The organism is Microbulbifer sp. YPW1, assembly GCF_013367775.1.
GTDB lineage: Bacteria > Pseudomonadota > Gammaproteobacteria > Pseudomonadales > Cellvibrionaceae > Microbulbifer.
Map to the genome: position 1 here is coordinate 988,926 of NZ_CP055157.1, position 26,298 is coordinate 1,015,223.

At 54.4% G+C, this 26,298-nt stretch carries 26 protein-coding genes; 16 read left to right on the forward strand and 10 right to left on the reverse strand.

All coding sequences use genetic code 11. The annotated features are described in order from the left end of the window. The first annotated feature begins 38 nt into the window (after window positions 1-38). A complete protein-coding gene (locus tag HUW35_RS04195; RefSeq protein ID WP_181254377.1) occupies window positions 39-1,775 on the forward strand; it encodes an AIPR family protein in 1,737 nt (578 codons plus the stop codon). 15 nt (window positions 1,776-1,790) lie between these two features. After that, window positions 1,791-2,573 carry a nucleotidyltransferase domain-containing protein gene (locus tag HUW35_RS04200; protein ID WP_181254378.1) on the forward strand — a complete coding sequence of 261 codons (783 nt, stop codon included), beginning with the start codon at window positions 1,791-1,793 and terminating at the stop codon, window positions 2,571-2,573. 189 nt (window positions 2,574-2,762) lie between these two features. Here HUW35_RS04200 and HUW35_RS04205 read toward each other — a convergent pair whose 3' ends face one another. Continuing rightward, a complete protein-coding gene (locus HUW35_RS04205) occupies window positions 2,763-3,506 on the reverse strand; it encodes a type 1 glutamine amidotransferase domain-containing protein (protein ID WP_181254379.1) in 744 nt (247 codons plus the stop codon). Between the two features lie 271 nt (window positions 3,507-3,777). Beyond that, window positions 3,778-5,079, reverse strand: a complete 1,302-nt coding sequence (nhaA, locus tag HUW35_RS04210; RefSeq protein WP_255463484.1) for a Na+/H+ antiporter NhaA — start codon at window positions 5,077-5,079, stop codon at window positions 3,778-3,780. Window positions 5,080-5,318: 239 nt separating this feature from the next. Here nhaA and HUW35_RS04215 point away from each other — a divergent pair, with 239 nt between their 5' ends. The 4 genes from HUW35_RS04215 (at window position 5,319) to HUW35_RS04230 (ending at window position 7,826) form a co-directional block, all read left to right on the forward strand. Beyond that, the gene (locus HUW35_RS04215; RefSeq protein WP_181254381.1) at window positions 5,319-6,239 is read left to right on the forward strand and encodes a LysR family transcriptional regulator; all 921 of its coding nucleotides are present in this window, start codon (window positions 5,319-5,321) and stop codon (window positions 6,237-6,239) included. Between the two features lies 1 nt (window position 6,240). Next, window positions 6,241-6,609, forward strand: coding sequence for a nuclear transport factor 2 family protein (locus HUW35_RS04220; RefSeq protein WP_181254382.1), 369 nt, complete (start codon window positions 6,241-6,243; stop codon window positions 6,607-6,609). Window positions 6,610-6,862: 253 nt separating this feature from the next. Continuing rightward, a complete protein-coding gene (locus HUW35_RS04225) occupies window positions 6,863-7,267 on the forward strand; it encodes a VOC family protein (protein ID WP_181254383.1) in 405 nt (134 codons plus the stop codon). Between the two features lie 196 nt (window positions 7,268-7,463). Then, complete coding sequence (locus tag HUW35_RS04230) at window positions 7,464-7,826, forward strand: VOC family protein (RefSeq protein WP_181254384.1); 363 nt, start codon at window positions 7,464-7,466, stop codon at window positions 7,824-7,826. 210 nt (window positions 7,827-8,036) lie between these two features. Here the strand turns inward: HUW35_RS04230 and HUW35_RS04235 are convergent, their stop codons facing one another. Then, window positions 8,037-8,606 carry a hypothetical protein gene (locus HUW35_RS04235; protein WP_181254385.1) on the reverse strand — a complete coding sequence of 190 codons (570 nt, stop codon included), beginning with the start codon at window positions 8,604-8,606 and terminating at the stop codon, window positions 8,037-8,039. 344 nt (window positions 8,607-8,950) lie between these two features. Here HUW35_RS04235 and HUW35_RS04240 point away from each other — a divergent pair, with 344 nt between their 5' ends. Together HUW35_RS04240 and HUW35_RS04245 are read left to right on the forward strand one after the other, a co-directional pair. After that, window positions 8,951-9,250, forward strand: a complete 300-nt coding sequence (locus HUW35_RS04240; RefSeq protein WP_255463486.1) for a hypothetical protein — start codon at window positions 8,951-8,953, stop codon at window positions 9,248-9,250. Between the two features lie 196 nt (window positions 9,251-9,446). Continuing rightward, window positions 9,447-10,739, forward strand: coding sequence for a DEAD/DEAH box helicase (locus HUW35_RS04245; protein ID WP_181254386.1), 1,293 nt, complete (start codon window positions 9,447-9,449; stop codon window positions 10,737-10,739). A gap of 84 nt (window positions 10,740-10,823) precedes the next feature. Here the strand turns inward: HUW35_RS04245 and HUW35_RS04250 are convergent, their stop codons facing one another. Beyond that, complete coding sequence (locus HUW35_RS04250) at window positions 10,824-11,447, reverse strand: glutathione S-transferase family protein (protein ID WP_181254387.1); 624 nt, start codon at window positions 11,445-11,447, stop codon at window positions 10,824-10,826. 119 nt (window positions 11,448-11,566) lie between these two features. On the opposite strand from HUW35_RS04250, the gene HUW35_RS04255 reads away from it, so the two are divergent. The 5 genes from HUW35_RS04255 to HUW35_RS04275 all read left to right on the forward strand — a co-directional run bounded on the left by HUW35_RS04255 (window position 11,567) and on the right by HUW35_RS04275 (window position 18,530). Then, entirely contained in the window at window positions 11,567-12,526 is a 960-nt protein-coding gene (locus tag HUW35_RS04255; protein WP_181254388.1) for a YafY family protein, read from the forward strand. 69 nt (window positions 12,527-12,595) lie between these two features. After that, window positions 12,596-13,288: an aspartate/glutamate racemase family protein gene (locus HUW35_RS04260; RefSeq protein ID WP_181254389.1), complete on the forward strand. Its 693-nt coding sequence runs from the start codon at window positions 12,596-12,598 to the stop codon at window positions 13,286-13,288. 380 nt (window positions 13,289-13,668) lie between these two features. Then, window positions 13,669-15,159, forward strand: a complete 1,491-nt coding sequence (locus tag HUW35_RS04265) for a glycoside-pentoside-hexuronide (GPH):cation symporter (protein ID WP_181254390.1) — start codon at window positions 13,669-13,671, stop codon at window positions 15,157-15,159. Between the two features lie 13 nt (window positions 15,160-15,172). Next, complete coding sequence (locus tag HUW35_RS04270; protein WP_181254391.1) at window positions 15,173-17,659, forward strand: GH36-type glycosyl hydrolase domain-containing protein; 2,487 nt, start codon at window positions 15,173-15,175, stop codon at window positions 17,657-17,659. Next, window positions 17,643-18,530, forward strand: a complete 888-nt coding sequence (locus HUW35_RS04275) for an SMP-30/gluconolactonase/LRE family protein (protein WP_181254392.1) — start codon at window positions 17,643-17,645, stop codon at window positions 18,528-18,530. Before HUW35_RS04270 ends, HUW35_RS04275 begins: the two co-directional genes overlap by 17 nt. A 178-nt stretch (window positions 18,531-18,708) precedes the next feature. Here HUW35_RS04275 and HUW35_RS04280 read toward each other — a convergent pair whose 3' ends face one another. From HUW35_RS04280 to HUW35_RS18705, 3 genes are read right to left on the reverse strand one after another with little or no spacing between them, the layout of a single operon-like run. Beyond that, entirely contained in the window at window positions 18,709-19,059 is a 351-nt protein-coding gene (locus HUW35_RS04280; RefSeq protein ID WP_181254393.1) for a hypothetical protein, read from the reverse strand. Window positions 19,060-19,104: 45 nt separating this feature from the next. After that, complete coding sequence (locus tag HUW35_RS18700; protein ID WP_219932648.1) at window positions 19,105-19,548, reverse strand: SRPBCC family protein; 444 nt, start codon at window positions 19,546-19,548, stop codon at window positions 19,105-19,107. Between the two features lie 15 nt (window positions 19,549-19,563). After that, window positions 19,564-20,355 (reverse strand): RNA polymerase sigma factor, encoded by a 792-nt coding sequence (locus HUW35_RS18705; RefSeq protein WP_219932649.1) that lies wholly within the window; start codon window positions 20,353-20,355, stop codon window positions 19,564-19,566. A gap of 117 nt (window positions 20,356-20,472) precedes the next feature. Between HUW35_RS18705 and HUW35_RS04290 the strand changes: the two genes are divergently transcribed. The 3 genes from HUW35_RS04290 (at window position 20,473) to HUW35_RS04300 (ending at window position 22,401) form a co-directional block, all read left to right on the forward strand. Beyond that, window positions 20,473-20,841, forward strand: coding sequence for a PH domain-containing protein (locus HUW35_RS04290; protein WP_078084762.1), 369 nt, complete (start codon window positions 20,473-20,475; stop codon window positions 20,839-20,841). A gap of 246 nt (window positions 20,842-21,087) precedes the next feature. Continuing rightward, window positions 21,088-21,495 (forward strand): DUF1294 domain-containing protein, encoded by a 408-nt coding sequence (locus HUW35_RS04295; protein ID WP_181254394.1) that lies wholly within the window; start codon window positions 21,088-21,090, stop codon window positions 21,493-21,495. A 93-nt stretch (window positions 21,496-21,588) separates the two neighbouring features. After that, window positions 21,589-22,401, forward strand: coding sequence for a hypothetical protein (locus HUW35_RS04300; protein ID WP_181254395.1), 813 nt, complete (start codon window positions 21,589-21,591; stop codon window positions 22,399-22,401). A gap of 54 nt (window positions 22,402-22,455) precedes the next feature. On the opposite strand, the gene HUW35_RS04305 is transcribed toward HUW35_RS04300, so the two are convergent. The 3 genes from HUW35_RS04305 to HUW35_RS04315 form a co-directional block, all read right to left on the reverse strand. After that, window positions 22,456-23,190, reverse strand: a complete 735-nt coding sequence (locus HUW35_RS04305; RefSeq protein WP_181254396.1) for a hypothetical protein — start codon at window positions 23,188-23,190, stop codon at window positions 22,456-22,458. Between the two features lie 145 nt (window positions 23,191-23,335). Further along, a complete protein-coding gene (locus tag HUW35_RS04310; protein WP_181254397.1) occupies window positions 23,336-24,208 on the reverse strand; it encodes a hypothetical protein in 873 nt (290 codons plus the stop codon). Between the two features lie 13 nt (window positions 24,209-24,221). After that, on the reverse strand, window positions 24,222-25,880 hold the full coding sequence (locus tag HUW35_RS04315) for a hypothetical protein (protein ID WP_181254398.1): 1,659 nt from the start codon (window positions 25,878-25,880) through the stop codon (window positions 24,222-24,224). Window positions 25,881-26,298 lie beyond the last annotated feature (418 nt).

The following is a 26,298-nucleotide window of genomic DNA, read 5'->3' on the forward strand; positions in this document are numbered from 1 at the left end:
TATGCGAATCCGGGTATTCACGAGGATTATTAAAAACAATGGATAAAATTACTAAATCATTATTAGACGGGTTTTCATCTCAATACGAAATAGAGAGCAAGCCTGAGCCAACTCAATTTGAACACTTTTGCAACTACTCTGTAATATCAAAGCTCTTTAGAGGAAGCTTTGAACTAGAAGATATACATTCTGGTTCGGGAGGGGACTGCGCAATTGATGGAGTAGCATTAATTGTCAATGGCAGATTGATTCTTGATGAAGATGAGTTAAGAGATGTTGTAGAGTCTACCTCCTACTTAGATGCCGATATTATTTTTATTCAATCGAAAACATCATCATCTTTCGATGGGTCAGCGATTGGCAGTTTTATTCATGGAGTAAAAGACTTTCTTTCAGATAACCCCAAACTTGTTCAAAATGAAAAAATCAAGAAGATGAAAGAAATATGGGAAATCATATTCTCAATGTCTTCTTACATGGTCAATCGTAGGCCTACATGTAAGCTTTACTATGTGTGCACTGGCAAGTGGATTGATGACCAAAACCTCACAGCGATCATTGAGTCAGGAACGTCTGAAATCGAAAATATCGGTGTATTTGAATCCGTAAGCATTGACCCCTTAGGAGCTTCAGAACTACAAAAGCTATTCCATGAAACTAAGAACAAGCTATCTTCTACGATCACATTCCAGAATAGAATTACACTACCAGACATCAGTGGTGTATCAGAGGCTTATTTAGGGATTATTCCATTCTCCGAATACATCAAGCTCATTCAAGATGAAAACAAAACCATTCACAGTATTTTTGATGATAACGTGCGTGATTTCCAGGGCAACAACCCAGTAAATAAAAAAATCAAGAAAACACTAGAAGAATCAAAATTCGATTTATTTTGTGTTCTTAATAACGGCGTGACGATTGTCGCCTCTACACTCACCCCTGCAGGAAACAGATTCACTATTAGAGACTACCAGGTAGTAAACGGGTGTCAGACTAGTCACGTGCTACATGATTGCCAAGAAATTGAAGGAATAGAGGATGTTTATGTTCCTATAAAGGTAGTCGTCACTGAAAATGACGAAATAAAAACAAATATAACACTGGCGACAAACAGCCAGACTGAAGTCAAAACCGAACAGCTTGAGGCCTTAAATGTATTTCAGAAAAAACTTGAGATGTACTATAGCGCCGAAAGTAAGAGTTTCCCTCTATATTACGAACGACGTTCGCAACAATATAATTCAGACACTGGAATCAAGAAAACCCAAATTATATCAATCCCAATACAAATAAAGTCATTTGCATCAATGTTTTTAAATTCACCAAACTTAGTGTCAGGCTACTACGGCACTATAGTTCGCCGCTTTCATGGCCAAATTTTCAGCGATGGACATAAATATTCACCCTACTATGTTAGCGGCTTAGCGTACTATAGGATTGAACAGTTTTTTCGCAGTGGGGATTTAAAGTCAGATCTAAAAAAAGCCAGATTCCATCTCATGTACTTGGTGAGGTTGCTCGCCATTGGTGAAAACATAGCGCCTTTTAACTCAAATAAACTCGACAAAACGTGTGAGCAGTTCAAAAGCAGCCTAATCGACGAATCAAAAGCCTTGGGGATTTTCACTACCGCCCAGGTAATATTTGAAAAATCTGGCATTGATCAAGATAAGAAACAGTATAAATCTGAAAGCGAAAATGAGATTTTACTAAATGCCTACAGAGCACATAAAAATTTAATAAATTCGACCACTGAAGCCACACTTGATTGAGGCGCCAGCTCAAATATGCCCGCGATTGAACATTTCGTTAAAAATGAAATTCTGGCAAGAATCAAAAAAGCCGAGAAAGAACACGGTGTCCGTGTTCTCTATGCTGTCGAGTCAGGTAGCCGAGCCTGGGGATTTGAATCTCCGAATAGCGACTACGACGTGCGCTTTATTTACGCGCACCCCAAAGATTGGTATGTAGCCGTTGATCTCGAAGACAAGAGAGATGTCATTGAGTATCCGATTGTTGATGAAATTGATATCAACGGATGGGATGTCAGAAAGGCTTTGAGGCTGTTCGCCAAGTCAAATCCTGCATTTATAGAGTGGCTGCAATCTCCAATTGTATACATTGATCGCGGTAGCTTTGCTCGAAGAGCGAGGGAGCTAATCCCGGACATATATTCCGTTAAAAAAGGGATATACCACTACCGAAGCATGGCAAAGACAAACTACAGGAGCTATCTTCGTGAGGATCTAGTTCCTATCAAGAAGTACTTCTATGTCCTAAGGCCTCTGCTTTCAATTATGTGGCTAGAGAGGTATCGAGAGCCTGCGCCAATTCAATTTGAGACGCTGCGGAAATTGATAAGTGACAACACAGCGCTAAATGGTCAAATTTCAGAGCTACTGGAGAGGAAAAAGAAAAGTTTAGAAAAGGAGCTAGCTCCAAAAGTTACAGAGCTCAATGACTTCATTGAAGCCGAGCTAGAGAGACTGGAGCATTTTTCAGATACTTCAGAGAAACCTGGTGATTTCATGAGCCACCTGAACGGTCTTTTCCACGAGACTCTGGATTAGTAATGCACCACTGGTACATGTAGCTGAGGATGCTGCCCGATATACCCTAGGCCAAATGCCCTCCGAAAAATGACGAGTTTTGGCCCTATTGAGGGCTTTACTTCTCGCCGACACAACAGAGCCCGGTGACCGCCTGTGTCATACACAACACAGGCAGTCACCGGGCTCTTCGCGTTTACGGACTAGCGCTTACTTCTTCAGGGCCTTGGCCAGCACCCGACCCAGCTCCGCAGCAGACTGCGGATTCTGGCCGGTGATGATGCGGCCGTCCTGCACCACGAAGCTTTCCCACGCTTTGCCTTCCTGGTAGTTGGCGCCGAGGGCGGTCAGTTCGTCCTGCAGCAGGTAGGGCACTACCTCTGCCAGGCCTACCGCTTTTTCTTCCACATTCCTGAAGCCCGCGACCTTCTTGCCGGCAATAATCGGCTTGCCATCTTGGCCGGTGACGTTCAGCAGCGCGGCCGGGCCGTGGCACAGTGCCGCTACATAACCGCCGCTCTCAAAAATGGCGGAGGCAACGCTGTTCACCGCGGGGCTCTTGGGGAAGTCCCACACGGTGCCGTGGCCGCCGGCGAACAGGATGGCCTGGTAGCGCTTGGGGCTGACGTCCGCGAGCTTGCGGGTGTTGTCCAGTAAGCTGCGGGTTTGTGGGCTGGCGAGGAATTCAAAGTTGACGGCGTCGTCATCCGCCAGGCTGCGCGCGTCCACCGGTACCGCGCCGCCCTTGATGCTGGCGATTTCCACCTCAAAGCCCGCTTTTTTGAGCTCGTGGTAGGGGTGGGTCAGTTCCGACAGCCACAGGCCGGTTTTCTCGTCGGTATCCCCCATCTGCTCGTGGCTGGTGGCCACGATCAGTACCCGCGGCGCGGCCAGGGCGAGGCTTGCGGACGATAGCGCTAGTAGCGCCACAACGATCGAAAACAGTTTCTTCATGTAAGGTCTCCAATAGACAGTTTGCGCCGGCAGCCGGCCCCGCACGGGCGGGGCGCTGCCGGATTGGGGGCTATGCTAGGGCAAATCCCGATATAAGATAATTCGATTCATTGAATTACTGCCTTTCAGAATATGAATATCAGAAATAGGGCGCTGAGTCACACGCTGCGCAGCGCGTTTGACGATACCCGGTTTGCCGGTGCCCTTGCGGGCTGGCACTGATGCTGCGGCACTGGCGCGCGGGGTTGGCAAGATTGGAGAGAGTGCGCGCTTATTGATCCTTCGTCGCCGCGCGGGCAGGCAAGCACATCAACACAGTGAGACCGACCGCGGCAGAACAAAGGGACGCGATGACGATCCCCAGCTTGGCGCTGTCGATCAGGGTTTTATCGAACGCCATATTGGCGATGAACAGCGCCATGGTGAAGCCGATGCCGGCGAGAAAACTGCCACCGACCATTAACTGCCAGCTGAGATCCGGGGGGCGGGTCGCGATGCGTGTGCGCAAAGCCAGCCAGCTAAACAGCAGGATTCCCAGCGGCTTGCCAATTACAAAACCGGCGACAATGGCCAGCGTGACCGAACTGCCAAAGTCGCTGAAGTTGAGTGTCAGCCCGGCATTGGCAAAGGCGAACAGGGGCATGATGAAAAAGCCCACCCAGGGGTGCAGCCAGATCTCCAGCCGCTCGAGTGGCGACAGGGTTTCTCGCGCGGCAACTTCCGCCGCTTGCAGCGTATGTCGATCGGCGGTGTCGGCACTGCTCTGGGTAATATCGGGATGCGCCACTACCTGGCCCAGTATCGCGTACAGGCGCTCGGCACTCACCCAGCGGCGCGCCGGGGTCATCAACCCCAGTATCACGCCGGTGACGGTGGCGTGAATGCCGGACGCATCCACCGCGAGCCAGGTGAGCCCGCCCATCACGAAATAGAGCGGAAAACCGCGGAAACCGAGCATTGCCATGGCGCGAATGATCATCAGCCCCAGTGCAGCCAGCGCCAGGAATCCCCACACAAGGTCGCTACTGTAGCCAATGGCCACCACAAGAATGGCGCCGATATCGTCAACGATCGCCAGTGACAGCATAAAGATGCGCAAGCTTAGCGGTATGCGCGAGCCAAGCAGTGCCAGACAGCCGATGACAAACGCCGTGTCCGTCGCCATGACGGTACCCCACCCTTGCTCGCCGGGTTGACCGTATTGCAGCGCCAGGTAGATCAACGCCGGCGCGATCATACCGCCGAGGGCGGCGGATATGGATAGCGCCGCCATGCGCGGGTTGTGGAGTTCGCCAAGCACCAGTTCGCGCTTGAGCTCCAGTGCGACCACAAAGAAAAACAGTGTCATCAGGCCATCGTTAATCCACTCCCGCAGCGCGCGCCCAAACTCGAGCGAACCGACCTTCAGACCGATCGATGTCTCCCAGATATGTTCGAAGGCATCGGCCCAGGGTGAGTTGGATAGAACGAGGGCGGCAATGGTAAACAGCAGGAGCACCGCACCAGCGGCGGACTCGATGTGCACGAAGCGCACAAAGGGTTGCTTCAGCCGGTGAACAAGTTCCCGGGGCAATCGAGTGGTTTCTGGCGTTCCTGGCTGCTCTGTAGTCATTCGCTGCTGGTGAGCTCGACGTTGGTGGCATTGGGGGGCGCGCGCATCCGTGCTGACGGTCAGCTTCTGCGCCCATGGATCTTAGTCGGGCAAATATGGGCTCGCCAGCCGCACACGCCCGCATTGGCGGATTGAGGCCTATACCGGGGCGAACCCTGATATAAGATACTTCGATTCTTTTGGATACTGCCTTTCAGAATATGAATATCAGAAACAAGGACCTGAACCTGCTCAAGCTGTTCCAGGTGCTGTACGAGGAGCGCAACGCCTCGGTGGCGGCGGAGCGTATGAACCTGAGCCAGCCGGCGCTCAGCCACAAGCTGGCCAAGCTGCGCAGCGAGTTCGACGACACCCTGTTTGCCCGCGCCCCGCGCGGACTGACGCCGACGCCGCGGGCACACCAGCTGGCACCGCAGATCCAGGCGCTGGTGCGCTCGCTGGAATCCTTTTACGACTACTGCGACGAAGAGAGCTTTCTGCTGCGGGAAGACCGCGTGCATATCTTTGGCACCGACTTTATCGAACAGTTGTTGCTGCCCAAACTGCTGCCGGTGATCAGTGAGCAGGCACCCAAACTGCAGCTGGTGTTTCACAACACCCGCGGCCGCCTGCCGCGCACCGAGCTGGAAACCGGCGCCTGCGATATCGCCATCGCCGGCTTCTTCGAGCAGTTGCCCGCGTCCTTCTATCAGCAAAAGGTGCACAAGGAGGGCTTCAGCGTACTGGCGAGCCGCAGTAACCGGCACATTCAGAAGAAACTGGATCTAGAGGCCTTCCTGGCCTGCGGGCATCTGGTCACGACCCTGACCGGTGACCTGGACGGTATTGTGGACAAGAAACTGCACAAGCTCGGCCACCAGCGACGCATCGTGGCGGGACTGTCGAGCTTCCTCTCCCCCGCCACCACCATCGAGGGCAGCGACCTGCTGATCACCTGCCTGAATTCGGTAGCCAAACAGGCCTGCCGCAGCCTGCCCGACCTGGTGAGCTATCCCTGCCCGGTCAAACTGCCGGACGTGGACATTCTGCAGATCTGGCACCAGCGCACCCAGGACGATCCGTTGCGGGCCTGGCTGCGCCAGCGTATAAAGGCGGCACTGGCAGCAGGGAGGAATAGCTAGCATGGTGAAAATAAATGGCAGCAAAGACTGTGGAAACTCGCCCAAAAATCAGCTGGTGGAGAAAGTTGCTATCGCCATAGAAACTGGCGACCTGCAATTTCTCGATGAATATCTGGAAGATGGGATTATCTGGGAACTGCCTGATAATAGTGTTGCAGAAGCAAAGGACTTCGCAGGCCATATAAAAAAAAGAAAAAATGCAATTTTCTCAATAACCATTACGCACGTCATGTCACATGGGAAAATCGGGTCCGCAAACGGAATCAGCACCAATAAACAGGGAAAGCAGCTCCATTTTTGCCACGTTTTCGAGTTCGCAAGTGTGAAATTCTCGAAAATCCGCAGGGTATCCAGCTACGGAAAGTCCTAAATGCAAAGCAGTCCAACAGACCGCGCTGCTTGCCTCTGACCCGCACCTTTCTGCGGCCCCCGGAGTCCGTAGCACCACCCTTCAAAGGTTTTCTGGCCAAGTACAGGACGTTTTCGACAAGGCAGATGTGACCATCACGGTTCACGTAGTTTTATCTGCCAAATATTTTCGTTTCTATTGTCGAAATGGCTTCCTCTCATACGACTAGGTTATACAAACCCAATTAATCGTTAGCAGTAACGGAGAAATGACCATGTCCAGAATGATGTTCGTAAACCTGCCCGTCTCCGACCTCGGGAAATCTATCGAGTTTTTCTCCCAGCTCGGCTTCGAGTTCAACCCGCAATTCACCGATGAGACGGCGACCTGCATGATTGTGGGTGAAAGCAACTTTGTCATGCTGCTCACTCGTGAAAAGTTCAGTAGCTTCACACCCGGTGTTGAGATTTGTGATACCGGCAAGACTGCCGAGGTGCTGGTGTGCCTGTCTGCCGAGAGCCGCGCCGAAGTGGACGCGCTACTGGATAAGGTGGTTGCCGCAGGTGGCAGCCCCTACCGCGAGCCCGAGGATCACGGCTTTATGTATGGCCGCGCATTCCGGGATCTGGATGGGCATATCTGGGAGATCATGTGGATGGACACCGCTGCAATACAATAGTCCGTTGGATAGGCGAGAGAAATTTTAGCGTGCGTGGGCGCCCGTAAAGGGCTGCCCGAGCACGTAGGGATAGTGTGCCTCCGCCGGGACATTCCACCACTTAACATGGGGTCCGTCGTAAAATATTGAGTGTGATAGCATCACTCAAATTCAGGAAGCTAAATTTAATGCGCCACTACAAGTTAAGGATTTGATAATGGACCTTGAATTTGAGCCCGGCAAAAATATCGCAATGAAAATTCCGGCACATGAGTACGAAAGTACTGTTCGCTTCTACCGGAACGTTTTGCAACTCAAAGAACTCACTGGAAGTGGCGCGGAAGATACTCCGAAGTTCGATTTTGGCGGAAAAGTGCTTTGGCTCGACTGCATGCCGGGCTTAAGTCAATCGGAAATCTGGCTTGAGATCGTAGCCAGTGATATTGGCAAAGCTGCTGAACATCTCAAAGATCAGGGTTGTCGTCGCAGAGATGAAATTGAACCGCTTCCCGATGGATTTAAAGCTTTTTGGATATCTAGCCCATCAAACATCATCCACCTCGTTTCGCCCCGCGAGTGAAACGAAAAGAACCTTAAAACTTGCTTCGCAGATAACTGCCTTAACTTCGTTTACTGCTGGCTACGCTTCCAACTGAGCAATTACCAATAAGTTGACGCAAGCCTTGCTAGATACGGATATCTGGTGACAACAAAACCGTATATCAAGATATTAGGTGTATAGTTACTCAGAAGAATATTACTTATCACAGGGATAAAAAATCCATGCAACCTACCCGATATGGGGTTCTGCACGCACAAAAAAATGCGGATACCAAGCCAGAGGAGCCCATTCATCCTTGGTGTTTTCTACGTATACTTCATAGCCTCCATAATCGGACTTCGTTTTGGTTAAAACTTTTTTGGTATAACCATAAACATTGTTCCAGCACGCGTACCCTTCGGTTCTTAGTGCTGAGGCAAGGTAGGATGCGAGACTGTGTTGCTTGTCTTTAGTTCTTCCCGAATAGCAGGCGTAAACCGTGATTTGACATTGGGCCTGTTTTCTCAGGCCACACCTTCTCAATCGATCAAGAATTTCAGACTGGTCGATAACGGCTTTGTTTGCATCACCAAGTACTTTGAAGCTTTTGTATGAGTGGCCAATGATATAGATTTCATCATTCGCACCGGCAGCATTCAGGGTCGTCGGACAAGTACCATTGTCACAGAACAACTCGCCGATTGGTGGGGATTGAATATTCCCATCCTGGGGCACAATCTTATTTCCAACTCCGCGAACAAGTTTTTTTAGAGTGTCGATTCCGGTGCCATCATTAAATGGATAGAAGAGATATATCATTGTGCCAATCCCTGACTGAATTATTTATGTGCGAGAGCAATCCACACATAAATCTACCACCGAGGTCAAGAGTGCGAAAGCATTTACCAGAATATGAACAGACATTCCGTAGAACGGAGCGAGTAACTATCCAGAATGGATGAACACAGCGCCGATGCAGCGGCACAGAACGCCGTTTCGTTATTACCAGAGAATACGGCCGGCCGCAAAGGGCCGCCCCGATGTTTACTACGGGTGGCGCGTTTCCAGGGGAGACTTGGCTTCAAGCCTTGACACTATTCTGACTACGCAATAGTGCACCCGCCCCTGTTACAATCACGCCGAAATATTCACCCGGAAAGATTATGGAACACGAAATCCTCAAGGTATTTTTAACCAACCAGTGGCTGACCATACCGATATTCATCATCCTCGTTATAGGCATTACGCTGTTCTGGTTCGGTGGCCTGATGGCGGCGCTGACGGCGCTGGGTAATAACCGCTGGGGTTGGGGGCTGTCGTCTCTTATTCTCGGCCCGATAACGGGTCTGCCCTACTCCCTGATTCACAAGGAAGCCGACTACCCGAAATCACTCATGCTCAAGGGCCTGATGTTCCTGCTGGCGGGGCTGGTACTGTCACTCGTGGCGTGGGCCATTACCTGAGCGGAATCTGCCCCACCGCGGTCAGGGACCGACCGCGCATAACGCCTAAGGCATGGGGATTAGGGAGCGACCGCTCCCAACGCCTATTAGTTAACCGGCGCCTACTCTGTACTTTACTGTTACCATGCCGCGCTGAAACCAGCCGCTGGCCATTCACCGGCCAATGCCCCTAGCTACCCCCCTTTAGAGAGTCCAGATGACATTCCACCCCCTGGGATTGAGCGCCCCGATCCTGCAAGCCCTTGAAGAGAAAGGGTATGCGACCCCCACCGAGATCCAGCGCAAGGCGATTCCCGCCATCCTGGAAGGGCGGGACATAATTGCGACTGCACAGACAGGCACCGGTAAGACTGCGGCCTTTGTGCTGCCGATGCTGGATTTGCTCAGTGGTGAGCGCAAGCGGCGGGCAAAGCGCTTTCGCGCGCTGATCCTGGTGCCTACCCGCGAGCTGGGCATGCAGGTGGAGGACAATATCCGGCTGTATGGCAAGCACCTGTCGGTGGTGTCCATGTGCATGGTGGGCGGCGTGGATCTGGAGCCGCAGAAGCAGCAGCTGATTGAGGGTGTGGATATTGTGGTGGCCACGCCGGGGCGCCTGCTCGACCTGGCACACCAGCGCGCACTCTATTTCGACGAGCTGCAGATGCTGGTGATGGATGAGGCAGACCGCATGCTGGATATGGGGTTTATCGATGACCTCAACAAAATCCTTGCGCGCCTGCCCGAGCAGCGTCAGAGCCTGCTGTTTTCCGCGACGCTGTCGCCGCAGGTCCGGTCACTGGCAAAGGACGTGGTGGAGAATCCGTTTGAGGTATCCATTGCGGCGAACACCCAGTCTGCACCGAAAATCTCACAGTGGCTGATCGCGGTGGACAAGCACAACAAGTCGGCACTGCTTAGCCACCTGATCAACGAGCGCCACTGGACTCAGGCATTGATCTTTATCCGCACCCAGCACGGTGCAGCGAAGCTGGTGAGCCAGCTGGAAAAGCGCGGCATTGCGGCGGAATCCATCCACGGCGGTCGCAGCCAGGCCTCGCGCTCGCGAATTCTTGAGGGCTTCAAGTCCGGCGAGATCAACATACTGGTGGCCACCGGGGTTGCCGCTCGCGGTATTGATATCGACGAGCTGGAGCGCGTGGTCAACTACGATATGCCCGACGATGCCGATGAGTATATCCACCGCATCGGCCGCACCGGCCGCGCAGGGGCTTCCGGCGAGGCGGTGTCGCTGGTATCCAAGGACGATTTCAAACGCCTGTGCGCGGTGGAGCGTCGGCTTGGCAAAATCATTGAGCGGGTGACGATCGAGGAGTTTCCGGTGGTAAAGGACCTGCCGGCGTCGAACCTGAATTTTTCACCGAAAGGTGGCAAGGCGAACAAGAAGGCCAATAAACCGGGCCGCCCGGAAAAACCGGCCAAACCGGCGGCTGACAGCCAGTCACGCAGCCCTTCCAGCAAAACCCCTTGGGGTGCCATCAAGAAGTGACCGGCTTTAAAAACTAGGCGCCAGACAGACGGGGCGGCCGCAAATGGCCACCCCACCCGTTACATGTAGGCTGTCAGCTTTTTATCAGGCCTTCTCTTTCTCCAGCGCATCGTCTTTGGCCGTGGCGCGGCGGTGCGCATCGCGGGCGGTGACGCGCTTGGCGTAGTCGATAAATTCCGGGCGCTTTTCAATGGTGCCGAACTCCACACCCCAGGCGATCTGCGCACCGACGTACACGTCTGCTGCGGTAAAGCGCTCGCCGCAGATATAGGTGTGCTCCTTGAGCCAGGTCGAGAGCGCATCCAGCGCAGCGGTGTAGGTGCCATAGCCCGCCATTCTCTGCTTCTGTACATCCGGCTCCACGCCCAGCACTTTGAAGTCGGTAACTGCGGCTTCCAGCGGACCCGCGGCAAAGAACAGCCAGCGGTAGTAGCTGGCGCGCTCTTCCGGCAGTGGTGCCAGCCCGGCTTGCGGGAAGGCGTCTGCGAGGTAGGCGCAGATGGCGGCGCACTCGGTGACCACCTCGCCACGGTGCACGATGGCCGGCACTTTGCCCATGGGGTTGATCTTGAGGTAGGCCGGCTCTTTCATGTTGCCGTCATATTCGAGTACCTCGGTGCGGTAGGGAGCACTCACTTCTTCCAGCATCCAGCGCACCAGGCGACCGCGGGATTGTGGGTTGGTATAGAAAATTACTTCATCTTGCATAGCAGCTCTCCGTTGCTTCTGGTTTGCCCGTGGCTGATCGGGCATGTGATCGGAACGGGAGCACTGTAATTGTTAAATAGGCTATATTCCGCCCTAATAAATTTAGCAGGATGCAAGTCATGTCGAACCCGACGACACGGGTGCTGGCGCTGCTGGAATTGCTGCAACGACACGGCAATGCCAGCGGCAGCGAACTGGCCGAGATGCTGGGCGTGGATGGCCGCACGCTGCGCCGCTATATCGCGACGCTGGAAGAAATCGGCATTCCACTTACGGCAGAGCGCGGGCGCCACGGTGGTTACCGGCTGGTGTCGGGCTACAAGCTGCCGCCGATGATGTTCACCAACGAGGAAACCCTGGCCATCTCCCTCGGCCTGCTGGCCGCGCGCAGCCTCAGTGTGGGGGAAGTCTCCACCGCCGTCACCAGCGCCCAGGCCAAACTGGAACGGGTGATGCCACAGAAGCTTAAGCAGCAACTGCGCGCACTGGACGACAGCGTCACCCTGGACCTGGTGCCCTCGGCGGCGGCCGACAGCCTCACACTGGCCACTCTGGCGGCCGCCACCCAGAACCGCTGCCGCGTGGTGTTTGACTATACAAGTAGCAGGGAAAACGCGGATGAGGCAGTGACGCAACGGGAATTTGATCCCTATGGCCTGGTGTTCCGCTACGGCCGCTGGTACGCGGTGGGCCACTGCAACCTGCGCGCAGAAATCCGCACCTTCCGCCTCGATCGTATGCGCCAGTTACGCGGACTGGAAACGCCTTTTGAAAGGCCACAGGACTTCGACGCAGCCGGCTATCTCAGCGGTAGCTTCGCGACCATGGAGCAAGGTTTTGAAGTGGAGTTGTTCCTGCATACCGATCTCGAGACCGCCACCAGGATGCTCGGTGATGAACTCGGTCTGCTGACGCCAAAAGGCGATGGGGTGCTGTGGCGCGCACAGACCGGTTGCCTGGGGTGGTTTGCCTCACAGCTGGTGCGACTGCCGTACGAGTTTGAAATTCTGTCGCCGGCGGACCTTAAAACCGAGTTGCGTCGGCATGCGCAGAAGTTACTGGCCATGACCACGGCTTAATCGGCACCTCTGCTCCTGATACAGTGAAAGCATTGGATACGGAACACTAATTAAAAAACAGGAAAAGCAATGAAGACCATTGGCCTGCTGGGCGGGATGAGCTGGGAATCGACCGCCAGCTACTACAAGGCAATCAACGAGCGGGTGAAGGCAAAACTCGGGGGCTTGCACTCGGCCAAGATCTGCCTGTATAGCGTGGACTTCGCGGAAATCGAGGCACTGCAACACGCGGGTAAGTGGGCGGAAACCGCAGAAATTCTTGCACAGGCCGCGCGGTCGGTGGAAGCCGGCGGTGCCGATATTCTGCTGATCTGTACCAATACGATGCACAAGGTCTTCGAAGAGGTCGCCTCCAGTGTATCAATCCCGCTTCTGCATATCGCAGATGCGACTGCACAGGCATTGATACGAGATGAGGTAAAAACCGTGGGCCTGCTGGGTACGCGATTCACCATGGAGCAGGATTTCTACAAGGGTCGGCTTATCAAGCACTTTGGTATTGCAGTGCTGACACCCACAGCCGATGAGCAGGCACTGGTGCACGACGTGATCTACCGCGAACTGTGCCAGGGAATTGTGAGCGCTGAATCGAAAGCGAGGTACCTCGAGGTCATCGGCAATCTGCATCAGCGCGGTGCGCAGGGTATTGTTCTGGGGTGTACCGAAATCGCATTACTGGTGCAGCAACCCGATACCGATATTCCGCTGTATGACACCGCAGAGATTCACGCGAACCAGGCGGTGGAGCTTGCCCTGTCATAGCACTTGACGGCCGCCGAGGCCGAAGTTCACGTAAACCCTTCTGGGATTGCTCATCCCCCGACCATCCCCGCGGCCAACTGACCACTCAGAGCCATTCAATAACCGGCGGCTCCAATCCAATGCTGCCACCAACAACCCGGCCAAAGTCTCAACTGATAACGCCTGGACTTGTATGGGTTGAACCCTAAAGATGAATTTCCCGCCATTTTTTTCAGATTGCCGCTCTTTTCTGGTCATCTGATACGACTACTCAGTATCAGCGTCGAAATTACAACCGCTAGCGATGAGCAAATTACGCGCGTCTTTGCCTATGACATCGCGGTGTCAGCGTAATTGCGCCATTTATTTACCCGACAACAACAATAAAAATGGAGCGCGCCATGTCTTCACCTGCCTTAAAGCACTCTAATCACGAACACCGAAACCCTCGCTTAGCCCGGCTCGGCCTGGGTGAGAAAGCCGGCTTCGCTATTGGCGATTTTGGCTTCAATCTCTATTGGACCTGTATCGCTTCCTTTCTTGCGGTTTTTTACACCGATGTATTCGGCCTGCCGGCGGCTATCGCGGGTACTCTGCTTCTGATCACCAAGCTTATCGATGCGATGACAGATCCACTGATGGGCGCCATCGCCGATCGTACCCAAACTCGCTGGGGCAAGTTCCGCCCTTACCTGCTGTTCGCAGGCGTGCCCATGGCGGCGGCCTCGGTACTCACCTTCACCACTCCGGACCTGAATGGAACCGGCAAACTCATTTACGCCTATATCACCTACAGCGCGATGATGCTGGGGTATACCTTGCTAAGCACTCCCTACGCGTCTCTCTCCGGCGTAATGACCGCTCACCCGCAAGAGCGCAATACGCTGATCAGCTGGCGGTTTATCGCTGCCTTTGCCGGTATGACCTTCGTCAACAAGTACACCCTGCCGCTGGTGGAATGGCTGGGACGGGGGAATGAGCAGCTCGGCTGGCAGCTCACCATGATGGTGTACGGCGCCCTGGCCTGTGTGATATTCGCGGTGACTTTTTTTACCACCCGCGAGCGCATCGAGCCACCAGCAGTACAGAACACCAGACCGCTGGATGACATAAAGGATCTGCTGCACAACCGTCCCTGGCTGATATTGGTTGGGCTTCAGATGGTCATCATGTTGACCATTACCCTGCGCGGCGGCTCCAGTTATTACTACCTGATGTATTACGTGGAGCGCCCGGAATTGATTTCCAATTATCTGGCGGTGCAGGCGCTTGCTCTGGCAGGAGGTGCAGCCATCACGCCGCTGCTGACCCGTTATTTTGACAAAGCACTCCTGATCGTGATCCTGATGTGTGTTGTCGGCACACTTTCTCTGGCATTTTACTTTGTACCAAAAGACGCGGTCTGGCTGATGTTTACCCTGAATATTCTGATCAGTCTGGCGCTGGGACCCAAATCCCCACTGGCCTGGTCCATGTTTGCCGATTGCGCCGACTACACCGAGTGGCGCAGCGGTCGGCGCGCCACCGCCATGACATTTTCCGCCGCCACCTTCTCCATGAAACTGGGCGGGGCCATGGGTTCTGCGCTGATGTTGTGGGTGTTGGCTGCCATCGGCTATGTGGCAAGGGAGGCACAGAGCGGTGCCTCGCAAGCGGGTATTGCGCTACTACAGACGGTCATCCCCGGGGCCTTTGCGCTGCTCGCTGCCGCAGTGGCAAGTTTCTATCCACTGAACAATGCCCGCCTGGAACGCATTCAGGAGGAACTGGGCAAGGGCACCGCGACCGGGAAGCGGGACACGCGGTGGCCACTGGATAAAGACACAGACACCATAGCTCCAGAAGAAAGACCACCCGTGGGAAGGCCACCCGCCGGGACCGCACCGTCGTGAAGGAAACAACCCCATGATAAACGCAACCGATAATGCCGCAGTGCTTACCAGCTCAGAGGATGGTGCGCGCTGCGAGCTTGCGAGCCCCACGGCCATGCCAGCAGCCAGCGCCTTTTTGTGGAACCGTCGCATGCTGGTACAGGTGAATTGCCGCGGTTTCGTGGTGGCGCGCCATATGCAGCCGGAGCCGGCCGCCTACGCCCACGCCCCCAACCTCGAAGCCAAAACGTTTATGCAGCCGGAGCAGCCTTTTTACGCACATCATCCGGGCCGCTTTTTGTATGTAAAGGACGAGGATACCGGCGAACTGTTTTCCGCCCCCTACGAGCCGGTGCGCGCAAGCGCCGAGCAGTTCTGCTTTTCCGTCGGCAGTGGCGATATTTCCTGGCGGATACACAACGCCGGCCTGGAGGTCTGCCTGACACTGCGACTGCCCGTGGACGACTCCGTGGAATTATGGGAATGCACTCTGCGCAATTATTCCGGCAGGCCACGACGGATTTCGGTTTACCCCTATTTTCCTGTCGGCTATATGAGCTGGATGAACCAGTCCGGGGAATATCGCGCGGACCTGGGGGGCATCGTCTGCTCCAGTATCACGCCCTATCAAAAGGTGGATGATTACTTCAAGAATCGCCACTTCAAAGACAAAACCTTCCTTCTGCATGAAACAACTCCGGACGCCTGGGAATCCGTCCAGTCCACCTTTGAGGGCGAGGGTGGACTGCACAATCCCGATGCGGTACGCCAGCCGCTTTTAGGTGGTGGCGAGGCCCGCTATCAAGTACCCGCGGCCGCGCTGCAATACCGCGTGAAACTGGCCCCGGACGAGAAGCGCACACTGCGCTTTATATTTGGCCCGGCCCGCGACGACAAAGAAATCCTTGCACTGCGCAAGCGTTACCTGTCGATCACCGGATTCGCCGCCGCCGCGGCGCAGTATCAAGGCTATTTAGCGCAGGGGCGCGGCTGCCTGCAGATCGAAACGCCGGACCGCGAACTGGATCAGTTTGCCAACCACTGGCTGCCTCGCCAGGTGTTCTACCACGGCGACGTCAACCGCCTGACCACGGACCCGCAAACCCGCAACTACCTGCAGGACCAGTTGGGCATGGCCTATATCCGGCCCAAAACCGCGCGCGCCGCCCTACTGCGTACCCTCAGCCAGCAAAAACCGGATGGTTCCCTGCCCGATGGTATTCTGCTCAGCGCTGAGGCAGAGCTGAAATATATCAATCAGGTGCCGCATACGGATCACTGTGTGTGGCTGCCGATTTTTTTACACGCTTACCTGAATGAAACCGGCGATTACGCGCTGCTTGATGAACGGGTAGGTGCCGACGGGAATGGCGAATGCAGCGTGTTTGAGCGCGTGAACAGTGCTATGGACTGGCTGGCAGGGGCGCGCGACCAACGGGGCCTCAGCTATATCGGCCAGGGAGACTGGTGCGATCCGATGAATATGGTGGGCTACCGGGGCCGCGGGGTATCCGGCTGGCTTTCTCTCGCCACCGCTTATGCATTGCAACTCTGGGCGCATATCTGTGCGCAGCAGAAACAGGTGGCGGCAGAAGAAAAATATGCCCGTATTGCTACGGAGATCAACAGCGCGGTCAATCGCCATCTGTGGGATGGTGAGTGGTTCGCCCGCGGCATCACCGATGAGGGCAGGATTTTTGGTATACGCGAAGATCGCGAGGGGCGTATCTTTCTCAACCCCCAGAGCTGGGCGCTGCTGAGCGGCGCCGCCGATGTCACGCAGCATGAAAGTCTGCTGAGCGCGGTGGAACAACAACTGGCAACCCCCTATGGCCCGATGATGCTGGCACCCGCTTACACCGCCATGCGCGAAGATGTGGGCCGCGTCACCCAGAAACACCCCGGCTCCGCAGAAAACGGCTCCGTGTACAACCACGCGGCAGCGTTTTATATCTATAGCCTGTACGCCGTCGGCGAGAGTGATAGAGCCTGGCACCTGCTGCGGCAAATGATTCCCGGCCCCGATCGGGCGGATCTGGTGCAGCGCGGGCAACTACCGGTATTTGCGCCCAACTACTATCGCGGCGCCTGGCACCAGTACCCGGAACACGCGGGCCGCTCCAGCCAGTTGTTTAACACCGGCACCGCGGCCTGGATCTACCGCTGTCTGGTAGAGGCCCTGTTCGGACTGAAAGGTGAAGGGCAGGGATTGCGCATTGCACCCCAGCTGCCCTCTCATTGGCGACAGGCACGAGTGGAACGTCGCTTCCGCGACGCCCTGTTCGAGGTACAATTTGAGCGCCGGCAAATTGGTGAGGGCGAACGCAGTGAAGGGAAAAACGACAAGAGCGTGCGCGTATACGTCGATGGCGAACACCTTGCAGAACCACTGATCAGCCCTGTTCAGGCCGGGCGTCACTACCGGCTGCGCGTGTTATTGCCACCGGCGGCAGCCCATACTACTAATCCGGCGAAAAATTCGACAACAAAGAGCAAGCAACAAAATGCCCAAACCGTTTGAGCGCCTGTGTATCGCGGCACTACTTTGTTTTTCCGGCCTTGTGCAGGCCGCACTGCCAATGGCAGAGGGCGCGAAACTGAAACTGGTCTCGGACCAGTTCGTTTTTACCGAAGGTCCTGCGGCGGACGCCGCGGGTAATATTTACTTCACTGACCAGCCAAACGACACAATCTGGAAATTCGCAGTAGACGGGAGCCTCTCGCTGTTTATGGATGACGCCGGTCGCTCCAACGGCATGGCATTTGATGGCGAGGGTAACTTGCTGACCTGCGCGGATGAAAAGGGCGAGCTATGGCGTGTCGCTCCGAATGGAGAGGTTACCGTGCTGGTGAAAGACTTCGCCGGCAAACGGCTGAACGGCCCCAACGACTTGTGGGTAGACCCCGCAGGCGGGATCTATTTTACCGACCCCTATTACCAGCGGCCTTACTGGGAACACAGCGCGCCGGAACTGGACAAAGAGGCTGTCTACTACCTGCCCCCCGACGCACAGGAGCCGCTGGTGGTGGCGGATGACCTGGTAAAACCCAACGGCATCATCGGAAGCAGCGACGGCAAAACCCTGTACGTCGCCGATATCGGCGACGACAAAACCTATGCATACTCGGTACTTGCCGACGGGCAGCTGTCCGCAAAAAAACTATTTGCGGAAATGGGCTCGGACGGCATGGCGCTGGACCGGCGCGGCAACCTCTACCTCACGGGCGATGGGGTAACCGTGCTCGACAAGCACGGCAAACACATTGGACATATCCCGGTACCCGGAGACTGGACCGCGAATGTCACCTTCGGCGGCGAGCATGGCCGCACCCTGTTTATCACTGCCGGCCCCGCGGTATACACCCTGGCCATGCGAGTGGCCGGAATGTGAGACGCATGTAAACGGGCATCCCACATTGCCTGATTTGCAAGTAAGCGGAATACCCGTAGTCACTGATGATGAAAGGTAAGTTCTATTTCCTGTCCTACCCCTCATCCATTGCCAGATAGTGTATCCACCGCCGCCAGACAGAGATTTGTCCCGCAGCGGTGGGTTTCATGGGCAGATTTCAAGGCGTCGGGATCGGCATACACTCCATCACTTCCACGCAATCACCGGGAAAGATGGCGAAGTGTGGGTGGTTTTCGAAAAGCCTGGCCGCGTCTTCGTGGCTTTCCGCTTTGATGATGACGTAGCCCGTCATATTGTTTTGCACATCACTGATGCCATCGGGCCCAATACGCTTGGTCTTGCCCAGCGGGCCGCCTTCGGCAACGAGGATATCGCTGTGTTTTTCCATCCAGCCGCCCCAGGCGGCCATGCCTTCCTGGATGCGCTGCTGCCGCTCTTCTTCGGAGAGGTGGTCCCATGCTTCGCTGGTTTTTGGGGTGCCGAGGTACATGGCGAGATAGTTTTTCATGATTAGTCCCTTCCCTGTTTGAACGTAGTTAATGTTTAAACGTAGTTACTGTTTGATTTCCGGTTCAACCAGACGGGCCAGGGCCAGCATTGACTCCTGCCAGCCGAGGTAGCACATCTCAACCGGGATCACGTCGGGGATACCGTCCTGCACGATGGTGAGCTCGGTACCGCAGGACACCGGTTTGAGGCTGACCGTGACCTCCATGGCGCCCGGCAGGTTCGGATCGTCGAAGATGTCGATGTAGCGAATGCGCTCGTTCTCAATCATTTCCTTGAACTCGCCGCCGAAGGAATGCTCTTCCCCGGTAGTGAAGTTGATAAACGACGCCTTGTAGGTACCGCCCACCTCGGGCTCCAGGTGATCGTAAATTGCGTAGAAACCATCTGGCGGGGACCATTTGGCCATGGCGTGCGGGTTGGTGAAGGCGCGATAGACCCGCTCGGCGGGAGCGCGCAGGACGCGGTGCAAACGTACAGTGCCGGGCATGGTGATTCTCCTCTTTCAACGTGTTTCGCTAACTAAGCCCGCGTCGCCGCCAGCCGACACCCGCGCAGCGCGGCGAGAATCCTGCAGCAGCAACAGCGCCAACAATCCCTCCACCTCGGGCTCTGGCAGTAACTCGCGCAGCAGCCGCGTCAGGCGAATGGCTTCCGCTGTTAGGTCCTGGCGGATCAGGCTGTCGCCACTGGAAGCGGAGTAGCCCTCATTGAAAATCAGGTAAATGGCGTGCAATACGCTATCCAGCCGCTCGGGTAACTGCCCCGGACCCGGAACCTCATAGGGAATTTTGGCGTCACGAATCTTCGCTTTGGCGCGCACGATGCGCTGTGCCAGGGTGGGTGTAGAAGTTAAAAAGGCGCTGGCAATTTCTTCGGTGGTGAGACCGCACACTTCGCGCAGAGTCAGCGCGAGCCTGGCCTCCGGGGCCAGGCTCGGGTGACAGCAGGTGAAGATCAGGCGCAGCCGGTCATCCTCAATGCCCTGGACTTCCAGCTCATCATCGGTTGTAAGCTCGGCTTCGAGGCGTTCGGCAACCTCCTCGTAAGACACATTGAAGCGCGCCTTGCGCCGCAGCTGATCGATGGCCTTGAAGCGCCCGGTAGAAACCAGCCAGGCGCGGGGGTTATCGGGGATACCGTCGCTGGGCCACTGTGTCAGTGCCACGGCGAACGCATCGTGCAGGGCCTCCTCGGCGAGATCAAAATCCCCGAGCAGACGAATCAGGGTTGCGAGCACGCGGCGCGATTCGTTCTGGTAGATTTCTTGCAACCGGGCCTGTGACAGTTCCGCCATAAGTGTGATTTTTATCTGATTTAGATATGCCGTTACTCGGGCTACTTACTATAGCGAAGATATGGCATTCTCTGTCGTACCAATTAGCCGTAAATCTGTATAAACGGACAACAATTTATGATCGATTTCGAAAACAAAAGTCTGTTCAAGCTGAAACAGAATGCCGGATTTGCCGAAAAGGTCGCCCCGCTGTTACTCGACGGCGAGGAAGTACTGGACTCTTTCAAATCCATGCGCGACGGCGTGGTGTTTACCAGCAAGCGGATAATCGCAGTCAACGTACAGGGGATCACCGGCAGCAAGAAAGATTTCACATCCCTGCCCTACAAGAACATCGTCGCTTTCTCGGTAGAGAGTTCCGGTACCTTGGACATCGATAGCGAGCTGGAGCTGTATTTTTCTTCGCTGGGCAAGGTGCGTTTTGAGTTCAGTGGTAAAGCGCGGCTGATGGATATCGCACATTATATTGGTCGATACGCGCTCTAGTAGCGAGCTAGAAATCAACGTTCATGTAAACCAAGAATGAATAGATAATTATCGGGCTTCTTGCTAGCCATTATGTCCGGCCTGTCCTTCGCACATGGTGAAGCAGAGGCCGGGTACACCATCCATCAGGATGCCGACATAGCGGTTCAGCAGTCGGGAGCAAACAAAGACAGTAGTGAAACCATTGCCTTTCCCTCTTTGGCGATTCGTTATTTCAGCAATTTTTCTCGGTAGAAGTTTCGCAGTATGGCAGTACAGAAGTCGTCAAACTCGTTAATGCTCAGCCTGGTTTTTCTTGGGCTGGTGACCGGCTCAGCGGTCATTGGTTTATTGCCACCGATAGTAGCGCTGCTCTACTTCGCCATGAGTCTGCTGACCTACCTGATGTATTACCTGGACAAGTCCGCGGCGCGCAACGGTAACTGGCGCACCAAGGAGAGTACCCTGCATCTGCTGTCTTTACTTTGCGGCTGGCCCGGGGCCCTGGTGGCCCAGCAGCGACTGCGGCACAAAACCCGCAAACAGCCCTTCCGCTTTATCTTCTGGCTTACCGTGCTTGGCAACCTTGGCGCACTGGCCTGGATGCATACGCCAGAGGGCACAGGCTTCCTGAGCGGGTTGCTGGGTGGCTACACGGACTTTCCGTTTCATTAACGGGATACCGGTAACAGGCGATTCGTCTGGCGCATAATCACCCGCCGAAAGGTTCAGGTTAGGCCACACTAGCTGTAAACATCGGTTTTCAGCATGATTTTTCTTGACCTCTTTAACCAGCTATCCCTGCCGTACTTCGGCGGAATTTCCGTCTTACTGGTACTTGCCTCCATGGCACTGGGCAACTTCCTGGGTGTGCGTAGCTCGCGCAAAGGAAAGCTGAGTGACGCGTCTATCGGCAGTGCCGTGGCGGCAATACTCGGGCTGCTGGCATTTCTACTCGCATTTACCTTCAACTCGACAGCAGAACGTTTTTTACAGCGTAAGGCGCTACTCCTGAATGAGGTTAACGCCATCTCTACCACTTATCTTCGGGCGGACTTGCTACCCCAGGAGCAGAGGCGCGGAGTTCGAGAACTACTGACGGAGTACGCGGCATTACGGGATTTTGACCCGAAACAGCTCGAGAACTTTGACGAAAGGGTTCTGCGCAGTAAAGAGATCCACGACGCGCTGTGGGGCATAGTCGCAACACTCAGCCAGCAAGACTACGACTCGGTACGCCTGGGCAAGTTTGTAGACACCCTCAATGAGCTGATCGACTACAACAATTCGCGAATCCATGTTGGCGCTCGCTACCGTATCCCTTCACCTATCTGGGCGGCGCTGGCATTGGTGACTGCACTGGCGATGTTCGGTATCGGTTTCCAGCTCGGCGCTGGTCGCCGGGGGTCGCCTCAAATCTCCCTGGCTTTGGCGCTGTCATTTTCGGTAGTAATCCTGCTGATCGCAGATCTGGATCGCTCCTATCAGGGCTGGTTGATAGTAGATCAAGCCCCGATGTCAGAACTCAATCAGGAGCTGCAGCGAGCAGAGAAGGTCGCCACCCCTGACTCAGGAATATAAAGAGATGGCGACAGCTGGCTGAAGACGGGGTATCGCTAGCCAGAAAATGGAGTATTACCTCGCCGAGTTAACAAATGTCATGTAATAAACAGACTTCCAGCTTTGACTCACCAAGTTACCATTATTTGCCATGACTGGACTTCGCTGAGAAAGACTCGCCCCTGAAGCATCCATATTAAACCCCAGGGTATAGCCATTACCTGTAGCTGTATCGACGAGCTCACCTGCATTTGAGAAAAGTTCTCTAGCTGGCAGAGAGTCTCTTTCGTGCCTGCTACCTCGTACAAGGCCCGGGGCTCCAGACATGCCAATTCTAAGATTGCCGTCTTGCCGGAGTGAATTACGTCTTCTCAGTATGGCGCTCTTATGGATATCTTTAAGGTTTTCAGCCTGTCTAGTTAAGCTGTCTCCCTGCTCATTTGTGGGCATAATATTACGCACGAACATTATATGGGCTTGAGGCTGATCGATAGCCTGACTCGACCTCTGGACGTCCATTTTTGAATAGAGGGTCCATTCCTGATTGTTCCGGAGGTAACGACTCGGAACAGCCGTATTCAAGTTATCCACTGCCTGGGCGTATATCGAACTATTACTACTCTCATAAATGTTGATGGTCGCATTGAACCGAATTTTCTGTTCACTATGGCGGTAGCAAATTGTATGGAGTTTCCCCAGAATATATGCGGGATGCTGGCAGTCGCCCGCACCCTCCCACCGGAGGTACAGCTGCTTACCAGGCCCTAGATGCTCGTTCACGAAACTTAAAATTTTACCCAGGTCGGACATGGCAATTTCCCTTTGCTAAGTTTTTATAGATTTTATTATTTGCTCTTTTTCTTGAAACAGGAAGTGAAACCAACGACTAAAGAATAAAAAAGGGGCGGAGACATATTCCGCCCCCTTTATAATTAGGTGGTGAAGCTCAACCCACTCATGGCAAAACAGCTTCCTCCTGCTCTGCGTTGGCAACAACGGATACATTAGTGACCGTGACTTTTGCGCCGGTTACAACCGGGCCTGAGAAGTCACCCTGTGCCCTCAGCGCATCTTCTGCGGAGCTAATTTTGTAGGATTTCAGACTTTCCAGGCTCTCGATATGCAAGAAGTTCCCCTCTTCTGGCAGCGTCTCATCGTACTCATCCCGGAACCAGCGCCGCCCATGGGTAATGACCTTACCCACAGAAGCCTTGGCTGAGGGAAGCCCCGGCACCATGTAATCCATGGTGAAGTCGTCGTAAAACGACTGGATTTCACCAGGGTCCTTGAAATCCGTAAAATCAATTTCGAAAGTATTGGAGACGCTGAAATAGGTAAAGCCGGTGACCTGCGTTTTGGGACCACAGATACTCGCGACCATCTTGCAAGTATCGACCGGATCCCGCATTACCTGGCAGCCCTCGAATACGATTTTTGACTGCACGGTAACGCCGGTCTTTGCCAGCGCCTGGCGCACGGTCTCCGTAGTCGGGTTACGACCACCTATAAATAGCTGCCCCGGTGCCGAGTGTACATTGATAACCAGAGTATCGATTTTCCCGTACTTGCTCAGTGCCGCCGCCAGTTCCGCAACGGACCCAACACCTACCAGCTTTGCTTTCGGATAATAGGCGCGCGCAAGGATGGGGGAAAAGCCACTGATTCCCGCATCGCCGCTGTCGTAGAGCATCAGTGTCTTGATCGATGGACCCTTGGCTGTCCCAGAGCTACCGCCAGTGGCTGCCTTGGTACCTGCCACCGGCGTCTGTGTCAGCGTCGCTGAGTTGAGCACCTGGCCCACATCAGTGACTGGATGTCTTGGAGGCATCGGTTTTTCCTCCTTACTCTTCTGTCTCTAGGGCGCACAGGCGGTTCAGGTCGACGATGGTTTCGAGGCGATCCTCGAGCTTGGCTTCCGCGATCGCGGCCTGAACAATGCGTTCGCGATCGTTAGCGAGGGTTTCCTTGTTTGCCGCTGCGCGCTGGATAGTCATCGCATATTCGTCGAGTGCATCCGCCTGTCCGAGCAATGCCTCCACGATAACACTGTCAGTTCGCATGGTAATACGCGAGTCATTCAGCAGGACACCATCCACGGGATTGCTGGAATCGGCCTGATTCAAAGGTCCGGATTTGAAACGGTAATAGCTGTTGGCGGTAGGCACCGGGAACTCGCCATCGTCATCCAGAGTGGCCGGTTCGATCTCAATACGTGTACCGTGATCCACAAGGTTTACCCGCTCCAGGGTGGGCACCATGATATCTTCGCTGTCGGCGATAAAGCCCGCTACTTTAAGGATGGCACGAGCCACCTGCGGGATTTTGTGCTCCACTACGAACTCTTGCAGGAAGCCCAACAGACCGGAAATAGGCACCTCACGCCAGGAATCGCGACGACCGTTGGTAAACGCCACACGGACGTCCTTCAGGTGTAACTTGGTAATGTACTCCTGATTCAACTCGCGGAACACAAAGTTCAGGACACGACGCATATTTGCGTTGCTAATGGTGCGTTCGATAATGGTTTCCGATCCGGATTCGTCCTCCCGCTCGGAGCTGCTGGTTACCGACATTTCCCGTTTGCTGGAAGATTCTGCAGCGTGTTCCTTGACGGATTCTGCTGCCTGCTTAGCAAACTGCTCACGTCCACTGGAGTACTCGCCGCTCCCGCCACCAGATACACTGGCACTACCAAACCCCCAACTGGCGGACACTTCCGCTTCTACATGCCACTCTTCCGTTTTGGACTTGGTCTGCTTGTCGGTAGTTTCATTCTGGATTTTGTCGGCAAATCGCTCCCGTGCGGACTGCTCGTGCGAGTCGATAATACTGGAGGATTCCTCGCGGCTCTCCTTGGTGCTCTGCCAGGTACGCATGGATATACGCGTAGTTTCCCCGGGCAACAGGGTAAACGTCTTCACCGTTTTGCCCATACCGTAGTCGCCCAGGAACGAGCTGACTCCATAGCGCTCCACTAGGAATATTTTGGGCTTCTCTGATGAATCAACGGGATGGGGTGTATAAGTCAGGTTGCCGGCCCAACCAACGGTGGGCACCATCACAATGCCAGTATGAATATTTTCTTTGAAAACATTGGGGTCCACTGCTTCGTTCAGCGCAGCTATCGTCTTCATTTGCTGGCTGTTAGCCGCTCGCAATTTGGTATTTTCCACAGGAGCCCGGGTCGGTCTAACGTCTGTAGGTAGCCGGGTCACACGGGTGCTTATCCGGTAGATACTCTCACTGAGGAAGTTCTTGACCAAGGTATCATTGGGAATCAAATTGTCCTTAACTTTTGGATCAATACCTAGCGACTCCTTGTACGAGGTTCCTGCGGATCTGGCGAGTGCAGTAAAATCCTTGTTCCCCAGCCCCAGATCCAGCTCCATGATCCGACGCCCTGTATGTGCGCCGGGCAACGGCACCTGGTAGTTTATTTTTGCCGGCTGTCCCGCCTCGCTGAATTGAATTGCCTTTGGCTCACTAACTGTGTCATTCATTGATAAATTCCTTTTTATTTGGTCCGTTTTCATATTCACCATCATCCATCTGGCCCAAAACTCCTTGTCATGTGGCCAGTGCGGGCAGCGAGAATATCAGCGTTTTCCTATTTCGCAACGACAGGAAAACGCTTTTGGTGACACAGCGAAAACAGGACTTCAAGCAAACCTGATCTACCCGCGGCAACTAATTGATATTAAAAAGATTAAGCAAATAAAATCGGAAATTACCGCGCGATTACAAATGCTTACACCCGATTACACATCGGTTCTCCTGCTCGGAATTGACAGTAAAAAACGCGCTACCGGAGTTGCATCAACCTGGAGGGTAAATTGATAGCCCCCTGCCAGTTAATTGATTGAGATTCCAGGTGTTTATTTTTGTTTGACGCCGTATATTGACGGCTTATTGACGGAA

Coding starts and splice junctions, on each gene's coding strand:
- HUW35_RS04195 (WP_181254377.1), top strand. CDS start 39: ATGGATAAAATTACTAAATCATTATTAGACGGGTTTTCATCTCAATAC.
- HUW35_RS04200 (WP_181254378.1), top strand. CDS start 1,791: ATGCCCGCGATTGAACATTTCGTTAAAAATGAAATTCTGGCAAGAATC.
- HUW35_RS04205 (WP_181254379.1), bottom strand. CDS start 3,506: ATGAAGAAACTGTTTTCGATCGTTGTGGCGCTACTAGCGCTATCGTCC.
- HUW35_RS04215 (WP_181254381.1), top strand. CDS start 5,319: ATGAATATCAGAAACAAGGACCTGAACCTGCTCAAGCTGTTCCAGGTG.
- HUW35_RS04220 (WP_181254382.1), top strand. CDS start 6,241: ATGGTGAAAATAAATGGCAGCAAAGACTGTGGAAACTCGCCCAAAAAT.
- HUW35_RS04225 (WP_181254383.1), top strand. CDS start 6,863: ATGTCCAGAATGATGTTCGTAAACCTGCCCGTCTCCGACCTCGGGAAA.
- HUW35_RS04230 (WP_181254384.1), top strand. CDS start 7,464: ATGGACCTTGAATTTGAGCCCGGCAAAAATATCGCAATGAAAATTCCG.
- HUW35_RS04235 (WP_181254385.1), bottom strand. CDS start 8,606: ATGATATATCTCTTCTATCCATTTAATGATGGCACCGGAATCGACACT.
- HUW35_RS04240 (WP_255463486.1), top strand. CDS start 8,951: ATGGAACACGAAATCCTCAAGGTATTTTTAACCAACCAGTGGCTGACC.
- HUW35_RS04245 (WP_181254386.1), top strand. CDS start 9,447: ATGACATTCCACCCCCTGGGATTGAGCGCCCCGATCCTGCAAGCCCTT.
- HUW35_RS04250 (WP_181254387.1), bottom strand. CDS start 11,447: ATGCAAGATGAAGTAATTTTCTATACCAACCCACAATCCCGCGGTCGC.
- HUW35_RS04255 (WP_181254388.1), top strand. CDS start 11,567: ATGTCGAACCCGACGACACGGGTGCTGGCGCTGCTGGAATTGCTGCAA.
- HUW35_RS04260 (WP_181254389.1), top strand. CDS start 12,596: ATGAAGACCATTGGCCTGCTGGGCGGGATGAGCTGGGAATCGACCGCC.
- HUW35_RS04265 (WP_181254390.1), top strand. CDS start 13,669: ATGTCTTCACCTGCCTTAAAGCACTCTAATCACGAACACCGAAACCCT.
- HUW35_RS04270 (WP_181254391.1), top strand. CDS start 15,173: ATGATAAACGCAACCGATAATGCCGCAGTGCTTACCAGCTCAGAGGAT.
- HUW35_RS04275 (WP_181254392.1), top strand. CDS start 17,643: ATGCCCAAACCGTTTGAGCGCCTGTGTATCGCGGCACTACTTTGTTTT.
- HUW35_RS04280 (WP_181254393.1), bottom strand. CDS start 19,059: ATGAAAAACTATCTCGCCATGTACCTCGGCACCCCAAAAACCAGCGAA.
- HUW35_RS18700 (WP_219932648.1), bottom strand. CDS start 19,548: ATGCCCGGCACTGTACGTTTGCACCGCGTCCTGCGCGCTCCCGCCGAG.
- HUW35_RS18705 (WP_219932649.1), bottom strand. CDS start 20,355: ATGGCGGAACTGTCACAGGCCCGGTTGCAAGAAATCTACCAGAACGAA.
- HUW35_RS04290 (WP_078084762.1), top strand. CDS start 20,473: ATGATCGATTTCGAAAACAAAAGTCTGTTCAAGCTGAAACAGAATGCC.
- HUW35_RS04295 (WP_181254394.1), top strand. CDS start 21,088: ATGGCAGTACAGAAGTCGTCAAACTCGTTAATGCTCAGCCTGGTTTTT.
- HUW35_RS04300 (WP_181254395.1), top strand. CDS start 21,589: ATGATTTTTCTTGACCTCTTTAACCAGCTATCCCTGCCGTACTTCGGC.
- HUW35_RS04305 (WP_181254396.1), bottom strand. CDS start 23,190: ATGTCCGACCTGGGTAAAATTTTAAGTTTCGTGAACGAGCATCTAGGG.
- HUW35_RS04310 (WP_181254397.1), bottom strand. CDS start 24,208: ATGCCTCCAAGACATCCAGTCACTGATGTGGGCCAGGTGCTCAACTCA.
- HUW35_RS04315 (WP_181254398.1), bottom strand. CDS start 25,880: ATGAATGACACAGTTAGTGAGCCAAAGGCAATTCAATTCAGCGAGGCG.